General features: G+C 35.3%; 16 protein-coding genes. 11 read left to right on the top strand and 5 right to left on the bottom strand.

Features of this window, described 5'->3' with window-relative positions; genetic code table 11:
* Positions 1–87: 87 nt before the first annotated feature.
* The 5 genes from M2373_RS15950 to M2373_RS15935 all read left to right on the top strand — a co-directional run bounded on the left by M2373_RS15950 (position 88) and on the right by M2373_RS15935 (position 3,844).
* Positions 88–1,743: a tail fiber domain-containing protein gene (locus M2373_RS15950; RefSeq protein ID WP_259112043.1), complete on the top strand. Its 1,656-nt coding sequence runs from the start codon at positions 88–90 to the stop codon at positions 1,741–1,743.
* A 122-nt stretch (positions 1,744–1,865) separates the two neighbouring features.
* A complete protein-coding gene (locus tag M2373_RS15945; RefSeq protein ID WP_259112042.1) occupies positions 1,866–2,690 on the top strand; it encodes a Sir2 family NAD-dependent protein deacetylase in 825 nt (274 codons plus the stop codon).
* Between the two features lies 1 nt (position 2,691).
* The gene (locus M2373_RS15940; RefSeq protein ID WP_259112041.1) at positions 2,692–2,994 is read left to right on the top strand and encodes a hypothetical protein; all 303 of its coding nucleotides are present in this window, start codon (positions 2,692–2,694) and stop codon (positions 2,992–2,994) included.
* A gap of 172 nt (positions 2,995–3,166) precedes the next feature.
* Positions 3,167–3,430 carry a barstar family protein gene (locus M2373_RS22590; protein WP_409013207.1) on the top strand — a complete coding sequence of 88 codons (264 nt, stop codon included), beginning with the start codon at positions 3,167–3,169 and terminating at the stop codon, positions 3,428–3,430.
* 21 nt (positions 3,431–3,451) lie between these two features.
* Positions 3,452–3,844, top strand: a complete 393-nt coding sequence (locus M2373_RS15935) for an ACT domain-containing protein (RefSeq protein WP_259112040.1) — start codon at positions 3,452–3,454, stop codon at positions 3,842–3,844.
* Positions 3,845–3,943: 99 nt separating this feature from the next.
* On the opposite strand, the gene M2373_RS15930 is transcribed toward M2373_RS15935, so the two are convergent.
* Complete coding sequence (locus tag M2373_RS15930; RefSeq protein ID WP_259112039.1) at positions 3,944–4,192, bottom strand: NifU family protein; 249 nt, start codon at positions 4,190–4,192, stop codon at positions 3,944–3,946.
* Positions 4,193–4,236: 44 nt separating this feature from the next.
* Positions 4,237–5,343, bottom strand: a complete 1,107-nt coding sequence (locus M2373_RS15925; RefSeq protein WP_259112038.1) for an Mrp/NBP35 family ATP-binding protein — start codon at positions 5,341–5,343, stop codon at positions 4,237–4,239.
* Between the two features lie 129 nt (positions 5,344–5,472).
* Between M2373_RS15925 and M2373_RS15920 the strand changes: the two genes are divergently transcribed.
* Both M2373_RS15920 and M2373_RS15915 read left to right on the top strand, forming a co-directional pair.
* A complete protein-coding gene (locus M2373_RS15920) occupies positions 5,473–8,274 on the top strand; it encodes a GH92 family glycosyl hydrolase (RefSeq protein ID WP_259112037.1) in 2,802 nt (933 codons plus the stop codon).
* Between the two features lie 11 nt (positions 8,275–8,285).
* The gene (locus M2373_RS15915; protein WP_259112036.1) at positions 8,286–9,044 is read left to right on the top strand and encodes a hypothetical protein; all 759 of its coding nucleotides are present in this window, start codon (positions 8,286–8,288) and stop codon (positions 9,042–9,044) included.
* Positions 9,045–9,183: 139 nt separating this feature from the next.
* Here M2373_RS15915 and M2373_RS15910 read toward each other — a convergent pair whose 3' ends face one another.
* Both M2373_RS15910 and M2373_RS15905 read right to left on the bottom strand, forming a co-directional pair.
* Positions 9,184–10,416, bottom strand: a complete 1,233-nt coding sequence (locus M2373_RS15910) for an OmpP1/FadL family transporter (protein ID WP_259112035.1) — start codon at positions 10,414–10,416, stop codon at positions 9,184–9,186.
* A gap of 14 nt (positions 10,417–10,430) precedes the next feature.
* Positions 10,431–11,771: a DUF4270 domain-containing protein gene (locus M2373_RS15905; RefSeq protein ID WP_259112034.1), complete on the bottom strand. Its 1,341-nt coding sequence runs from the start codon at positions 11,769–11,771 to the stop codon at positions 10,431–10,433.
* Positions 11,772–11,999: 228 nt separating this feature from the next.
* Here M2373_RS15905 and M2373_RS15900 point away from each other — a divergent pair, with 228 nt between their 5' ends.
* From M2373_RS15900 to M2373_RS15885, 4 genes are all read left to right on the top strand, one after another.
* Positions 12,000–12,983: a kelch-like protein gene (locus M2373_RS15900; RefSeq protein WP_259112033.1), complete on the top strand. Its 984-nt coding sequence runs from the start codon at positions 12,000–12,002 to the stop codon at positions 12,981–12,983.
* The gene (locus M2373_RS15895; protein ID WP_259112032.1) at positions 12,976–13,281 is read left to right on the top strand and encodes a DUF4907 domain-containing protein; all 306 of its coding nucleotides are present in this window, start codon (positions 12,976–12,978) and stop codon (positions 13,279–13,281) included. Before M2373_RS15900 ends, M2373_RS15895 begins: the two co-directional genes overlap by 8 nt.
* A 75-nt stretch (positions 13,282–13,356) precedes the next feature.
* Positions 13,357–14,400, top strand: a complete 1,044-nt coding sequence (locus M2373_RS15890) for a sensor histidine kinase (RefSeq protein ID WP_259112031.1) — start codon at positions 13,357–13,359, stop codon at positions 14,398–14,400.
* 3 nt (positions 14,401–14,403) lie between these two features.
* The gene (locus tag M2373_RS15885; protein WP_259112030.1) at positions 14,404–15,114 is read left to right on the top strand and encodes a LytTR family DNA-binding domain-containing protein; all 711 of its coding nucleotides are present in this window, start codon (positions 14,404–14,406) and stop codon (positions 15,112–15,114) included.
* 194 nt (positions 15,115–15,308) lie between these two features.
* Here M2373_RS15885 and M2373_RS15880 read toward each other — a convergent pair whose 3' ends face one another.
* Complete coding sequence (locus M2373_RS15880) at positions 15,309–16,025, bottom strand: phytanoyl-CoA dioxygenase family protein (RefSeq protein ID WP_259112029.1); 717 nt, start codon at positions 16,023–16,025, stop codon at positions 15,309–15,311.
* Positions 16,026–16,223 lie beyond the last annotated feature (198 nt).

Genomic DNA, 16,223 nt, shown 5'->3' with positions numbered 1-16,223 from the left:
GATATGTATTCATTGAATTTTTACCGTTCGATAGATTTTTTAATGCAATCGATACCACAATTTCAGATAACATACTAAATTCTTAACATGAAAAGACTAATTTCCCCTTTATTCCTATTGTTAATAGGAAGCTCATCAATTATGGCTCAAGTAGGAGTTAACAAAGCCAATCCTGGTTCGACTTTAGACATTAACGGTTCATTGGCTGCGCAATACAATGCCATTACAGCTCCAACTTATTCTATGATCGATACAGATTATTATGTATCCTACAACGGGGCTTCCAATTCTACCCTTACACTTCCTACAGCCATCAGTGGTATCGGAAATTTCAAAGGTCGAATGTATACTGTCAAAAATAATACGACATTTACTGTAACCATAAATCCTGCAGGCTCTGAGACTATCAATGGAAACACAAGTGTCACCTTATCAGCCAATCAAAGTGTACAATTAATTAATACCGGACTTACCGGAGCAGCAGCAACCTGGGAAGTATTAGGTTATAACGGTACTTCTACAACCGGTGCAAGCTGTGTACCTGATTATATTTTTGCAACTATTCCGGGATCTACACAAACGGGTGTTGGAGGAAACACAACCATTAATTTTAACACGATAAAATCAAGCAACGGAATAACCGTAAGCAATGGTACTTTCACCCTTCAGGCGGGTAAAACCTATGAACTGGAAGGTCATCTTTTTGGTGTCAATTTCAGTAATCCGACAGGAGGTTATATATCCGGACAATGGGTAGATGCATCCAATAATTCACCTTTAGCGGGTTCTACAGTAGCAGAATTTTACGCGGTAAGCTATACTACAACAAGCAACAGTGAGATGCAGGTTTCTAAAGCCGTTATCACTCCCAACACAAACCTTACCGTTGCATTACGTATTCTATCCTCAAATGGAACCGCAGAAATGCGGGGTAACCAGTCTTATGCTATGATAAAACAGCTAAATGCGTGCGGAGGAGGTGGCGGAAATACAACCATTATCAATAATAATGTTACAGCAAGTAATGGTCTTAATGCCTCAGGAAACGATGTAAAACTTGGAGGTACACTTTCTGAAGCTACCAATATTGCCAATGCAGGAAATAATCTTACGGTAACAGGAACAGGTTTTGTAGGTATTGGAGCTGCAGCACCACGTGTAAGGCTGGAAGTAACCGGAATTATTGGAATTTCAACAGGGACTTTTCCAACTACGACAAACTTAGGCGCTTTCGGTTGGAATGTCATTCAGCCGGGTGTAGGTTTTAATGAATATGTAAACTATCGTGGAACAGGAAATGGAGGTCACCGTTTTTACAGCCTTACTTCAGGAACGCCCACTTTAGCCAATTCTCTTTCCTTTTTGGATATTAACGGAAACTGGTCTGCCGCTTCATTTACACCTACCTCAGATATCCGTTTAAAAAGAAATATTAAACCTGTAGAAAACGGACTTGAAACAATATTAAAATTAAACCCGGTAAGCTACGAGAAGAAAAATAGCTTAGAATCAAAAGAATATAATACGAAAGAAATCGGCTTTATTGCTCAGGAAATCCGTAAAATTCTCCCCGATGTCGTAAAGGAAACTGATGATGCAGATAAATTGCTATCCGTAAATTATGATTCTTTGGTTCCTGTACTCACAAAAGCAATTCAGGAATTAAATACAAAAGTAAATGAGCTTACTTCTAAAGTTCAAAAGCTGGAATCCGAAAATTCAGAATTGAAAAAACAGAAATAATTTTTTCGCCAGATTCTAAAAACACTATAATAATTTTGAGTTCCCAATTATAATTGCAAGTCTGCCTTAGTGCAGGCTTTTTTGTTGTTTGAAAATTCATTAGTTTTAAACTTTATAAAAACATGAAAGAACGGTTAGAAGAAATTATCCATCAGATTTATCATAAAGAAAAGCGAAATCTTTTCACTTTTTTGACGGGCGCGGGAATCTCATCTGACAGCGGAATTCCGACATATCGCGGTATTGACGGAATTTGGGTCAAAGGAACTCAGTTTCATAAGCCTGAAGAATTTGGAACACTGAAATATTTTAAACAAAATCCTGAAGAAGTTTTGCAGTATTCGTTATTCCGAAAGAAAATGTTTGAAGATTCGGAACCCAATCAAAGCCATTTTGAATTGGCTGAAATTGAAAATATGTTGCAGGACAGGTTTCATTTAATTACTCAAAATATTGATAATCTTCACAGACGTTCAGGAACGCAGAGGATTTATGAAATTCATGGAAACAATCGCGAAATCAAATGTTCAAATGGTTGTAAGGAAATTTTAAACCTTCCCGAAGAAATTAAAGGAAAAAATATAGATGAAGATCTTACAAAACGAGATATCGAACTTTTAACCTGTCAAAATTGCGGACATTGGATGCGCCCGAATATTCTTTGGTTTGATGAATATTACGATGAAAAAACGAATAAAAGATTCAGTTCACTCAAAGTAGCCAAAAACAGTGGAATTCTTTTCATAGTCGGAACTTCCGGAGCAACGAGTCTACCCATTGCTATTGCGGAAACAGCCTTGAAATATGGAGCTACGATTGTCGACATTAATACAGAAGACAATAATTTTACAGAATTGATTAAAAATAAAAAGAATAAATTAATCATTAGAGAGAAATCGACGGAGGTTTTGAAGGTGATTAAGGAAATTAATAAAAATTTGAATTAATATGTTTGCATTTTCGCTTGACACAGAAGAGAAAATCCCAATTATAACATATATTGATGATGTTAAAATTCTTGAAAATAACAGAACAAATTTTGGATATCGAGAATTACGTTTAATAAATGTTCATGATGTTGAAAAACTAAAATCTGAAATTCAAAAAGCAATTGAAATATACGATCACAATGGTTTTATTCAGTTACTTAATGAAAATAAATCAGCTGTTACCACCACTTTCATAAGTAATGTAATAATAATAATAATAATAATAATAATAATAATAATAATAATAATAATAATAATATAACATTAAGCGGCCATGTATGGCATAAACCCAAAGGCTTTCATAAGGCTTATAAAATGATTGTCAATAAAGAGATTATAGAAAAAATGTCTGGAAGAATTTTCAGAAAGACGAATTACAGGGTTGGCTTGTTGCAGCTTTAAATAATCCTAAAAAAGTTTCTGATAAAGAAAATATCATCATCCAACTCGATGATAATCATTTTCATAATCTCGATGAATTTTATTGTACACTTGGTGAAGAAGTTCATGGAGCAGGAGGATATTTCGGAAGACAATTATATGCTTTATATGATTGTATGCGCGGAGATTTTTGTGTAAAGTCAGTCTCAGAATTAATCTGGAAAAACCACAAAAGAAGTAAGAAACTTTTTAAAACAAAATTTGAAGATATTATTAAAATTTTTGAAGATCACAACATTAAAATTACTTTAGAATAAAAATATTTCAACAACCTTAATATGACCGGAGAAAAAGACTTAGAAAAATTATTAAAAACGATGCATCCAAAGCATAACGAAGGAGAATATGTTTTCTGCGCTGTAAAAAATATAGCAAATTTTGATCTAAATAAAATCGTAATGCTCTTCCGAGAGGATGAAGAAATAACATTGATCTTAAAAAAAGAAGATGCTGATGAACTTAACTTAGAATATTCATATGTTGCATCATGGATAACGCTTACCGTGCACTCTTCGTTGGAAGCTGTTGGCTTGACAGCTGCCTTTTCGAAAGCTTTATCCGAAAATAATATAAGCTGCAATGTCGTTGCTGCGTATTATCATGATCATATTTTTGTGGATATAAAAGATATCGAACCGGCAATGAAAGTACTTTCAAAGTTTTCAGAATAAAAGTTTCAGTTTTCGGCGAGCTTCGCTCGCCGAAAACTGAAAACAACAAAAAAGGCAGGTAAAAAACCTGCCTTAAAAAATATATGAATTATAATTTTTTTACTCTACGCTTATCACTTTTTCAATTTCGGGAGCGTGTTGCTTGATTGTATTTTCTACCCCTAATTTAAGAGTTGAATAATTTAATGAACAACCGGAACAGTTTCCCAACAATTTAACATACACTAAATTGTCTTTCACGTCAATAAGCTCAATGTCTCCACCGTCTTTATTAAGGAATGGACGAATGCTTTCTAAAGCTTCCATTACTCTTGTTACGGTATCTTCGTGTGTTATATTTGTTTCCATATTTTTTTCTTCAGTTCAATTCGGTTTTTCAAAATTGAAAATAATTATTTTGCTTTTGGCGAGCATCCCGCCATTGTTGTAATTTTTACGGCTTCTGTCGGAGGAAGGAATTTATTTCTTTCTACCAGACTTTCCACCATTTTACGGGCAGTTTCTGTGTAGATGTCAGCAATTTTAGAATTTTCCTGTAAAGCAGCCGGTCTGCCTACATCTCCCGCCTCTCTGATACTTTGAATCAAAGGGATTTCTCCTAACACAGGGATTCCTAAGTCATCCGCCAAATATTGTGCTCCCTGGTTTCCAAAGATATAGTATTTATTGTCCGGTAATTCTTCCGGTGTAAAATACGCCATATTTTCGACTAATCCAAGAACAGGAATGTTAATGCTTTCCATCTGGAACATTGCAATTCCTTTTCTTACGTCTGCCAAAGCTACATGCTGAGGTGTACTTACAATCACCGCTCCCGTTACAGGAACCTCCTGGATAATTGACAAGTGAATATCACCTGTTCCCGGAGGAAGATCAATTAATAAGAAATCCAATTCGCCCCAATCTGCATCTCTTATCATTTGGTTCAATGCTTTTGAAGCCATCGGACCTCTCCAAACCACGGCCTGATTAGACCCTGAAAAATATCCTATTGACAGCATTTTCACGCCATAATTTTCAATAGGTTTCATTAAGTTTTTACCGTTCACTTCTACAGAAATAGGTTTCTGACCTTCTGTATCGAACATTGTAGGAACAGATGGTCCGTAAATATCGGCATCCAATAAACCTACCTTAAAGCCCATTTTTGCTAAAGTAACTGCCATATTTGCAGAAACCGTAGACTTACCAACTCCACCTTTTCCGGAGGCAATGGCAATAATATTTTGAATTCCCGGGATTTGTTTTCCTTTGATCTGACTTTGCTGAATTTCGCTTGGTTCAGGAGAAACAATTTTCAATTTTAAGTTAATTTCTTCTCCGAATTCACTTGCGAAAGCCTGTTTCATTGCAGCCTCCAGTTTTTTCTTTTCGTGCATGGCAGGCGAATGCGCTGTCATATCAATATATACATCGTTGCCCATAACCTGGAAGTTACTTACCAAGTCATCAACTTCTATCTCTTTAAGGAAATTTTGTACCTTTTCTTTCGTCAACATAAACTAAATAAATTGTTTACAAATTTACGGAAATTTTACCTATTTAGAATAAGTAAACGCAATGATAGATATTTTCTTTTGTGAATCCAAATTTTGTAGTACTTTAGGGGAATTTTAATTTTTTACATGATGAAAAAAATATTAGTCGTTCTTTTAGGAATTGTTGCCCATAATTTATTTTCTCAAAATTATTCGCAATATGTAAATCCTTTTATTGGAACCGGCGGCCACGGACATACCTTTCCCGGCGCCATTGTTCCATTCGGAATGGTACAGCTTTCACCGGACACCAGAGTAGACGGAAGTTGGGATGGCTGCAGCGGTTATCATTACTCAGATTCTGTAATCTACGGTTTTTCACATACGCATTTAAACGGCACAGGGGTTTCCGACTACGGCGATATCATGCTGATGCCTACTATGGGAAATCCAAGCTTGGATAATAAAGACTATTCTTCAAAATTTTCTCATAAAAACGAAAAGGCTTCGGCTGGATTTTATTCCGTTAAATTAGACAAAAACAACATCGATGTTCGTTTAACGACAACCAAAAGAGTCGGCTATCACGAATACACGTTCAATAATGCAGGAAATGCAAACATTATTTTAGACCTCAACCATAGAGATAAACTGCTTGAAGGTGAAGTTAAAATAATCGATGATAAAACGATCGAAGTTTTCCGCAGAAGTGAGGCCTGGGCAACCAACCAATATATCTATGCAAGAATTGAGTTTTCAAAACCATTGAAAATTTCAAAAAAACTGGTTAACGGTAAGGACGAAAATAATCTTTTCACAGGAACAAAATTGGCATTGGCTCTTTCAACTTCTGTAAAAAAAGGAGAAAAAATCAGTGTAAAAGTGGCAATTTCTCCAACAGGTTATGAAGGCGCCGGAAAAAATATGCTGGCTGAAGGAAAATCCAATGATTTCTCAGCAATTCAGAAACAGGCTGTTTCAGAATGGGACAAAGAATTATCAAAAATAGAAGTTAAATCTTCCGATAAAGATAAACTGACGGTTTTCTATACGGCAATGTATCATGTTTTCACTCAACCAAACATCAATATGGATGTTGATGGAAAATACAGAGGTCGCGATAATAAATTTTATATGGCGAAAGGCTTCGATTATTATTCTGTTTTCTCCCTTTGGGATACCTTCAGAGGAGCACACCCACTGATGACTTTAATCGACAGAAAGAGAACCGCAGATTTTATTAATACCTTTATCAAACAATACGAGCAGGGCGGTAAACTACCGGTCTGGGAACTGGCTTCCAACGAAACGGAATGTATGATCGGTTACCACTCGGTTTCTGTCATTGCAGACGCAATGTCAAAAGGAATCACCGGATTTGATTATGAAAAAGCATTCCAGGCTTCGAAAAACTCTGCAATGTTGGATATTTTTGGTTTAAATGCTTACAAACAAAACAATTATATCGCTATCGACGACGAGCACGAAAGTGTTTCTAAAACCGTGGAATATGCTTATGACGACTGGTGTATCGCTCAAATGGCTAAAATTTTAGGCAAAAAAGAAGATTATCAGTATTTCATGAAACGTTCTCAGAACTGGAAAAATTTATACAATCCAAAGAACGGTTTTATGCAGCCTAGAAAGAACGGAAACTGGTATGAACCATTCGAGCCGAGAGAGGTGAATAATAATTACACTGAAGGAAATTCCTGGCACTACTCCTACTCTGTTCAGCAGGATATTCCGGGATTGATCGCTGCTCATGGTGGAAAAGAAAAATTCGAACAGTTTATTGATGCTATTTTCTCGGCACCGGATAAAACGACTGGCAGAGAACAGGTGGATATCACTGGTTTGATCGGACAATATGCTCAGGGAAACGAGCCGAGTCATCACATCGCCTATCTTTATAATTATGTAGATAAACCTGAAAAAACGGATGCAAAAATCAAGTATATTCTTGATAATTATTACAAAAATGCACCGGATGGTCTGATAGGAAATGAAGACTGCGGGCAAATGAGTGCTTGGTATATTCTGAGTACCATGGGAATTTATTCCGTAACTCCCGGATTACCGGAATGGCAGACAACGAAGCCTTATTTTGATGAGGTCAAAATCCATCTTGAAGACGGAACGACAAAAGTGATTACAAAAAACACAGGCAAAGACGAACTTAAAAAACTGGGCTTTGAAAATACAAAGTCGTTTAAAGATTATAAGTATGATGAATTAACAGCAACGCCTGTTATTGCAGCGGCAAGAATTTTTGATTTAAATACAAAAGTAGAAATTACCGCACTGAATCCAAATGATAAAATCTACTACATGACCATGGATGAAGGGGATAGTAATGTGAGAAAGACTTTCACTGCTTACAAAGGTCCGTTTACGATTACAAAAACAACACAGGTTTCAGCATACGCAGAAAGAAAAGGTGAGAAAAGCTCAATCGTGACCGCTAACTTCAACAGAAGACCGAATAACTGGGATATCACAGTGAATTCTACCCCTACTCCACAATATACGGCAAGCGGAAAATTATCTTTAATTGACGGAATCAATGGTGATGCCAACTGGAGAAAAGGCGAATGGCTGGGCTATCAGGGACAGACTTTCGAAGCGATTATCGATATGAAATCTCCTCAGAAAATCACCCAGCTTATTTCTACATTCCTTCAGGACAGCAAAGCATGGATTTTATTACCTAAAAAGGTTGAATATTATGCATCAATGAATGGCAGAGACTACATTCTTCTGGCAACAGTAAATAATTCTCTTGATCCAAAAGATGAAAAGGTACAGGTGAAAGCACTTTCTGCTGAAATTTTACCAACCGAAGCGCGTTATATTAAAGTAAAAGCCTATCATTTCGGAAAGCTTCCTGAGTGGCATCAGGGTGCCGGTGGTGATGCTTATATTTTTATTGATGAGATTTCTGTGAAATAAAAATTACAATGATGAAAAAATTATTCCTCATATTAATTTTAACAATTGGTCTGATAAAAGTTTCCGCTTGTAAGTGCGTTACAAAAACTCTAGTCGAAAATTATTTATCTGCCGATGTTGTAGGCGTTATAAAAATCATAAAAGTTTATGATGAAAACGATGTGGAAAGAACTCACAAAGCTGATGTTGAATTTGAAAAAATCTATAAAGGCGAAAGATTTAAAACTTTAAATGTAAGAGGTCTCATAGGAAATCCTTCATCTGGAGCCTGTGAAACAAGTGTTAAAGTCGGAGAAGAATACCTGATATTGTTAAGTAAATACAACAATAGTTATGGTATTTCTTCGTGTTCTCCTAAATATCGTGTTAATCCAAAAAAAGAAAAGGAAAATCTAAAAGCATTGGAAAAAACCTTTGCCTATATAGATAAAAACAAATTCAGATTCATCGGATTAGAATTTACAAGTTGTTATGATGAGTTGCAAAAAGGTGATAAATCATCACTTTCTGGCATTAAGAATTTTTCACCTAAAAACCCTTTTGCAATTTATAAAATCAAAATTAATGACCTTTCCAAAATTGAAAAAATAACACCAATAACAACTTTTGGAAACAAAGACAAAGTCATTGAAAAAATAATGATGAATAATATGACTGTTGATATTCCTGGATTTGCAAAAAATGAATCGGATGAATATCTCATATTACTTTTATATTTGAAAGATAATATTGATAAAAAATACGGAGAAGTTATTTCCAGTGAATGGTAAAAATCAAATCCCCTTCGAAATTTTCGGAGGGGATTTTTTAAAGCAATTTTAATATGAAATTTACATGGATGAAGTCCTTCGACTGCTTCGCGCTCAGGATAACATCACTAATACTGAATATTTTTTATGTTCAAATATCTTACTCAATATATTTTTTTCTAAACCAGGTATCCAGAATATTCATACTGATATTAAGCATATGATAGTTTTCTTTAATGGAAACATTTTTTTGAAAGCCATGAATTCCGTAGCCGTAGCCAATATTCAGGTTAACTTTATTTAAAGGAATTCCAAGACCCGCTGTGATTTCAAGTTTATCAATTTTAGCTTTATTAATGGTATAATACCCGGTATCATAATTCAGTCCGAAACGATAGATAAAAGCTTCAGAAATATTCTCAAACCTTTTTTTCCCGGGAAGAATTTCAAAGCCCAAGCCATAAACATTCTGTCTGTAATATTGTTCGGAAGTTTCTGTATTTTTTACTTTATCCCAGTTATTTTGGGTAAAATCAAAAGTCATACGGTATCTTTCCTTCGCTAAAATACCGATCCCTACTCCCATTTCCAGAGGAAGTGAAGAATCTCTGGAAGAAAGTTTAGAAGTAACTGTATTTGTATAATCCTGATCTTCCGTGTAGGAAACCTCTCTTTTTGAGACAAGCTTGCTTCCGAAATTTACAGTTCCACCCAAAGTCAGCTGAAAATTATCTGTAAAATCTTTTTTAAACTGCGTCCCCAAATTATAGCTGAAACCTGTATACCGTATATTTCGGCTGATCTCCACTTCCGATATTGTTGAAATGGTTTCTTTACGCACAATAGTTCCGAAATTATTTTTTATTTTCCCTCCAAAACTCCAGTTATCATTGATTTTATAAGCCAAACTAATTCCCCAGTTTGAAAGACCGCCGCTGCCTTCATAAGTAACGGGATATTCATTGGAAGTACCTTCAATAGGAATAGTGGATGATATTTTATAATCAGAAGAAGTAGTCGATTGTATACTGATCCCCACAAATGCATTCTTTGAAATCCGCAGGGCAGCACTGAAATTGGTAAAATTTGAATTCAGCCTCTTATCAGTTCCTAAATTACTGGAAATGCTATTGTACTTTAAAATTCCACTTACATTAAAAATAACATTCCTTGTGGAAATACCTGTCATGGACGCAGAGTTTTTCGAATTGATATAGTCAGGGGCATCCAAAGCAATTCCCGTATTTCCTAAAGCGATGTTCCGGGCATCATCCACATTATTAAAGCCTCCTATTCCAAAATAAGAATAAGGTGATGAATTTTGAGCGTATAATACTGAGGTAAAAGCACAGGATAAGAGCAATGCCACACCTGCTTTATTTTTTTTATTCATAAAATTATTCTGCATTAATATCCTAAAATGTAAACCTTAAGTTTCGCCGGATTTGTTTTATTTTTCTGATCTCCAAACACTGTTTTTCCGGAAAGTACGTCTCTGTAGGAAGAAGGATATATCAATGTATTGTAGTTAGAATTTACAGTTTCCGTAAGTATCGTATTGAAATAACTGCTTAATGAAAAATTATAGGCATGCTCATTCTGAAACTCACTGCTGTCTGATAAACTGGCAGTAATCTCGGTACTTCCGTCGGAAGTATAGCTGCTTATAATATGATTTAATTTATCACCGACATAGTAATAAAGCGGGTTCGGATTATAAAACTGATTAGAATAATACCCCGCAACAGGGCTTACTGTAAGCGTTGCATCAATGATTTTATAGTTTTCATATACATTTTTCAGAGATTTTAAATAAGGGATTTCTACCTTTGTATACACTCCGATTCCCGCCATAAGATAGGTTTTGTTTCCTAAATTTGCAGAGGGTATCGGGTTCGTTGGAGTAAGACCGGCCAGTTCGGATCCTGTAAAATCACTTTGAATTTTATTATATTGATAATTGGTACTCGGATTCAGATCTAAAGTATATTTTACAAGCTCAGTACCGTTTTGTGAAGTAGTGTGATAATACATTCTCACCATATTTGAAACCTTTTCCTTGGTACTTTTATTAATCTGCACCAGATAAGAAGAATTAATTCCGAAGCGCAGCATAGCATCGTTATCCGAAGAAGGAACTAAAGCCAGACCCTTATAAAAATTCAGAAAATATTCCTGATTGTTGACATCACTGTTTTTCAATATGTTAAAAAGGGTTTGCCCATAAGACTGATCCAGACGGATTTTCACATAGCTGCTGTCTGTATTGGGTCTTGGATAAAATTCTGCGCTGCCTATGGAATTAGGTGAGTAATTGAAATTACTTTTATTATAAAGATATCCGTTATTCAGTTTTATCCTGTCTGTGAGAGGATGCACATTCAGCTTATAGGTTTTAAGCGTATCTCCGTAATAAAAATCGGTATTGGTAAGATACATTACAACGGAATCAAAAACAGCATTGGTAGGAGAAGTCAGAGTATAGCTTGCAGGAGTAAGTTCAAATAGAGAAGAAGAAGATACCCGTCCGAAGGTGTGATCTTTAATGTTTCCGATCATCATGACACTCTTTCCTGAAGTGATCACCGAATCCATCATAATGGTAGACATCTTCATGGTAAGTGTATCGATCATCACAATTTTTGAATCAGCATCCATCCAGGAACTTCCCACTTCATAAGTATTGCTTTCATCTTCACAGGAACATAAAAACAATAACGAAATACATAATAACAGATATTTATACATCTTTTTTTCGCAAACATAACGTGAACATAGTATTGAGGTAAAATTTATTCTCCCTTTCAAGGATAGTTGTAGACAACACTGAGATCTGCATAGATAGCTGTTGATTTCTAGTTAAATATCTAATCCGTCAGAACAATCACAGCATTTGACTATAAAAAACAGCCATTCGTCTAAAAGATTTTCAGAATACTTCAGAATAGAATTCTTTTGCACCAAAAAGAATGAATAATGAATGGTAAACTTTCAATCTTAGCGCTTACCCTAGTAGGAACATTTTTAGTAATAAGCTGCCGAAATGACGATGACGATGATGAACTGATAGGAAACTGGGTAAGGGTTTCGGATCTGGACGGTAAACCCCGTTCCAATGCTTCAGCATTTGTCGTAAACGGAAAAGGATACATCACTGGAGGCTATGATGGCGAATATTATTACAATGACTTATGGAGTTATGATCCCAATGCCAATGCATGGACCCAGAAAGCAGATTTTCCGGGATCAAAAAGAAGCTCAGCCGTAGGTTTTGCCACCAACTCGTACGGATATGTAGGAACCGGATATGATGGATTGAATAAACTTAAAGATTTTTACAAATATGATCCTTCATCTAATTCATGGAACCAGATTGCTGATTTTCCGGGCACAGAAAGGTATGCAGCTTTAGCCTTCGGAATTGAAAATAATGGCTATGTAGGAACTGGATATGACGGAAGTGAGCTGAAGGATTTTTACAAATACAATGAATCTACCTCATCATGGAGCTCAATGACAAGTCTGGGAGGTTCTAAAAGAAGAGACGGGGCTGCTTTTGTCATCAACAATATTGCCTATGTCGGATTTGGAAGCAATAACGGAAGCCTCGTTTCTGATTTTTGGGCATACGATCCATCTTCAGAAACATGGACAAGAAAAGTAGACACCAGCAATGACGATGATACCCAAAACCGGACTTCAACTGCCGCTTTTGCCGCCAACGGTTTAGGGTATGTTGCTACAGGCTCTACAAGCGGTGTAGGAAATACAACCTGGGAATACAACCCTTCCACCAATGACTGGACGCAACGAACATCATTCGAGGGTTCTTCCAGAGAAAGTGCATGTGCATTTTCAATAGGAAATTATGGTTATGTACTTACCGGAAACAGCGGATCGTCTTACTTTGATGATATCTGGGTATTCCATCCGAATGAAAGTGAGAATGACGATGACTAAAACCTATTTGAAAATATTCTTTTTATCAGCTGTTTTTTTAATCAGCTGCGAAAAGAAAAACAAAGATTTTGATGTTAAAGTTACCCGGCAGACTTCAGGAGGATATGGTTACCAGATCTTAAAAAATAAAAAGATACTCATCAATCAGCCTTATATCCCAGCCATACAGGGAGAAAAAACATTCAAAAATGAGACAGATGCCCACAAGACTGCTGAGCTTGTCATGAGTAAAATACATCGATATTCTTTACCAAAAGTTTCTATACATGAACTGGATTCTATGAAAATCGAATATTAATTGCTTTAATACACTGGGAATTCCTTCAATTTTTTATTGAGGGAATTTTGTGCTCATCAACGAAAAATTATTTTTATGACTGCATTTTTTAAACAAATACAAACCACTTACATTTATCACTGGATCATCTGGATCATTCTAATTTTCTTTAAGCTGATCATGGATTATTCTGTTTTCGGGAGTTTTCTTCTCGTGATGAACCTGAAAATATTTTTGGTTTCTCTTATTTTATTCTACGTTAATTACTACGTATTTTTACCCTATATCATCCGCCAGACTCCTAAAAAGATTCTTATCATTACTGTTTCATTTGCTGTAGTATATGTTTCGCTGATGATCATTTTCTTTCCACCATTTCCGCAACATCCGCCGTTTCCACCAAAAGATTTTCCCAGACACGGAAGAATGAGACCTTTCCACCACGATATCAATCTGTATGATGTTTTTTTCAGAATAGGAATATTTTCCATGATTTTCAGCACCCTCCTTTTCTTTGTCGACAAATGGATGGAAAACGGAAAAAAAATAAGTGCTCTGGAATTCGAAAGACAGTCGAGTGAGCTAAAGATCCTGCGCGAACAAATCAATCCTCATTTCTTCTTTAATGCCCTCAACAGTATTTATTCGCTCTCCATTATTCAGTCTAAGGATACTCCAAGAGTAATTTTGATTTTATCTGATATTATGAGATACGTTCTTAATAATAAAAACAAACAGAAAAACAATCTGAACGATGAAATTACCAATATCAAGAAATACGTTGAAATACAATCGATTCGGTTTAACAAATTCAATAATATTCATTGTAAATTCGATGGTAATTTTGATTCTTACGAAATTGAGCCCCTTTTGCTTTTAACATTTGTAGAAAATGCTTTTAAGTATGCAGATCTTAGAAAAGGCCCACTGAATATCAAAGTACATCTCGAAAACGGACTGCTCGACTTCGATATCAGAAATTTCTATGAAAACAAAAATTATGAAAAATCGGACGACAGCAAACTGGGAATAGAAAATACCAAAATGAAGCTCAATCTACTGTATCCTGACAAATACAAACTGGATATCAGTGATAATGGCTCAGAATATAAAATTAACTTAAAACTTCAGTTGAATTAAAAGATGAATTGCTTAATTGTTGACGATGAAGAACTGGCGCATCACGTTATTGAAGAATATATCTCAAGAATTCCTTTTCTGAATCTGGTTAAAAACTGCTACGATATTCAGGAGACGATACCCGTTCTACAGAATGAAAATATCGACCTTATTTTTCTTGACATCAATCTTCCCAATATTACCGGAATAGAATTTTTAAAAAGCTTCAACAAGCTTCCGGATGTTATTATTACAACAGCCTATGATGATTCTGCGGTACAGGGCTTTGAGATGGGTGTGGTAGACTATTTATTAAAACCTTTTTCTTTTGAAAGGTTTCTTAAAGCCGTTTATAAAAGCTATAATCAACATAATAATTCTAAACTTCTACAGGAAAAAAGTACCCAGAATTTTTTTAAAGAGTCTTTTATTTTCGTTCGTTCGAATAATGAAGATGTAAAATTGAATTTAAGTGAAATTACCCGCATCAATGCTTTGAAAGACTACATTATCATTTATACAGAAACCCGGAAACTGATTGTGCATCAGACAATGAAATCTATCATGGAAAAAATAGAATCTGAAAACTTTATCCGAGTTCATAATTCACACATCATATCACTTCAACACCTCCAAAGTATCGGAAAAAACACCCTTACTATCGGAAACGAAAGAATTCCGGTAAGTGAAAAATATAAAGCTTATCTGGGTAAAGTGGTGGAAAAATATAAATAGTTAAATTGTTGGAAGCTGGAAGAGGGAGACTGGAGGTTTTATTAGCGTCCAGCTTCACGATCCGTCAGTTCGAGTAGAAATTATTTGAAAAATAATTTTATATCGAGAACTTTATGATTAAAAGAAATTGTATCATTTAAAAGACTTCTCGATATACTGCTTCGTTTCGTTACTAGAAGTGACGGCGTACTGACTTAGTATGAAAGTCGCTCCGACCAGTTCAATTGTTCCGGCAGTTCCATATCAGAAAATTCGATGTGGATGACTCTTCTTTTTTTACCATTTGTCGTTCGATTGGAACCGTGAAGAATCAAAGGTTTCATAATCATAATTCCGCCTTTTTCTACCCTGCATATCTCTTCGGTTTCTACATTCCAGTCGATCGTTTCAGGTCTGTAAATTCCTTTTGCATGTGATTTGGGAACCAATTTTAAAGCACCGTTATGTTCATCGGTATCATCTAAATGAATTCTTATCGTAAAAATATTTTCCAGAATATTTAATGGTGGCTGTACAGCAAACTGGTTCTGTTTTGTTGTCCAGGGTCCGAAGTCCGGCAATTCAGTTTTTTTATCTACTGAGATTGTTAAATCCTGATGATAGGCAACATACCAGTTTGATTTTTCAGGCTTATCAAAATAAATACTCTTTACCACAACATACTGTTCTCCGAAAAGGTCTTTAATAATTGTTTTAATATTTTCATTAAAAATCAAATCATTAACCTCCGGAATTTCCTTTAAAAACTGTCTTATGGCAAAAAGGTCCTCCGATTTCCTGAAAGTCTCTTTTGAAGTATCTATATCCTGAATAACTTCACTTATTTTTTTAATTTCTTCATCAGAAAAAATACTGTTGATCACAGTGAAGCCCTTTTCAGTAATTGAGTTTTTATGTTTTTGTAAGTTCATTTGAATAGTAGGATTTTTATTGAATTTATTTCACGTGCAAAGATCGAAGATTTTCTTCAGAACTATTAAAATATTTTGAGTTCGCAAAGGCTTTTCATTCAACTAAGAAACAAAAGTATTTAAAATTTGATTGTTGATCTTAATATCTGAGGCTTCGACAGGTCCAGCTAGCCCCGATTGAAATGACATCCTTTTTGG

Origin of the sequence: Chryseobacterium sp. JUb7, from assembly GCF_024806495.1 — a bacterium.
Taxonomy (GTDB): domain Bacteria; phylum Bacteroidota; class Bacteroidia; order Flavobacteriales; family Weeksellaceae; genus Chryseobacterium.
The sequence above is the reverse complement of the archived record's forward strand: the minus strand, read 5'-3'. Positions and strand labels throughout refer to the sequence as shown.

What these genes read in the sequence shown, in the direction of transcription:
- M2373_RS15945 (WP_259112042.1), top strand. Translation starts at nt 1,866, where the DNA reads ATGAAAGAACGGTTAGAAGAAATTATCCATCAGATTTATCATAAAGAA.
- M2373_RS15930 (WP_259112039.1), bottom strand. Translation starts at nt 4,192, where the DNA reads ATGGAAACAAATATAACACACGAAGATACCGTAACAAGAGTAATGGAA.
- M2373_RS15935 (WP_259112040.1), top strand. Translation starts at nt 3,452, where the DNA reads ATGACCGGAGAAAAAGACTTAGAAAAATTATTAAAAACGATGCATCCA.
- M2373_RS15880 (WP_259112029.1), bottom strand. Translation starts at nt 16,025, where the DNA reads ATGAACTTACAAAAACATAAAAACTCAATTACTGAAAAGGGCTTCACT.
- M2373_RS15920 (WP_259112037.1), top strand. Translation starts at nt 5,473, where the DNA reads ATGAAAAAAATATTAGTCGTTCTTTTAGGAATTGTTGCCCATAATTTA.
- M2373_RS15885 (WP_259112030.1), top strand. Translation starts at nt 14,404, where the DNA reads ATGAATTGCTTAATTGTTGACGATGAAGAACTGGCGCATCACGTTATT.
- M2373_RS15950 (WP_259112043.1), top strand. Translation starts at nt 88, where the DNA reads ATGAAAAGACTAATTTCCCCTTTATTCCTATTGTTAATAGGAAGCTCA.
- M2373_RS15910 (WP_259112035.1), bottom strand. Translation starts at nt 10,416, where the DNA reads ATGAATAAAAAAAATAAAGCAGGTGTGGCATTGCTCTTATCCTGTGCT.
- M2373_RS15915 (WP_259112036.1), top strand. Translation starts at nt 8,286, where the DNA reads ATGAAAAAATTATTCCTCATATTAATTTTAACAATTGGTCTGATAAAA.
- M2373_RS15895 (WP_259112032.1), top strand. Translation starts at nt 12,976, where the DNA reads ATGACTAAAACCTATTTGAAAATATTCTTTTTATCAGCTGTTTTTTTA.
- M2373_RS15890 (WP_259112031.1), top strand. Translation starts at nt 13,357, where the DNA reads ATGACTGCATTTTTTAAACAAATACAAACCACTTACATTTATCACTGG.
- M2373_RS15925 (WP_259112038.1), bottom strand. Translation starts at nt 5,343, where the DNA reads ATGTTGACGAAAGAAAAGGTACAAAATTTCCTTAAAGAGATAGAAGTT.
- M2373_RS15905 (WP_259112034.1), bottom strand. Translation starts at nt 11,771, where the DNA reads ATGTATAAATATCTGTTATTATGTATTTCGTTATTGTTTTTATGTTCC.
- M2373_RS15900 (WP_259112033.1), top strand. Translation starts at nt 12,000, where the DNA reads ATGAATGGTAAACTTTCAATCTTAGCGCTTACCCTAGTAGGAACATTT.
- M2373_RS15940 (WP_259112041.1), top strand. Translation starts at nt 2,692, where the DNA reads ATGTTTGCATTTTCGCTTGACACAGAAGAGAAAATCCCAATTATAACA.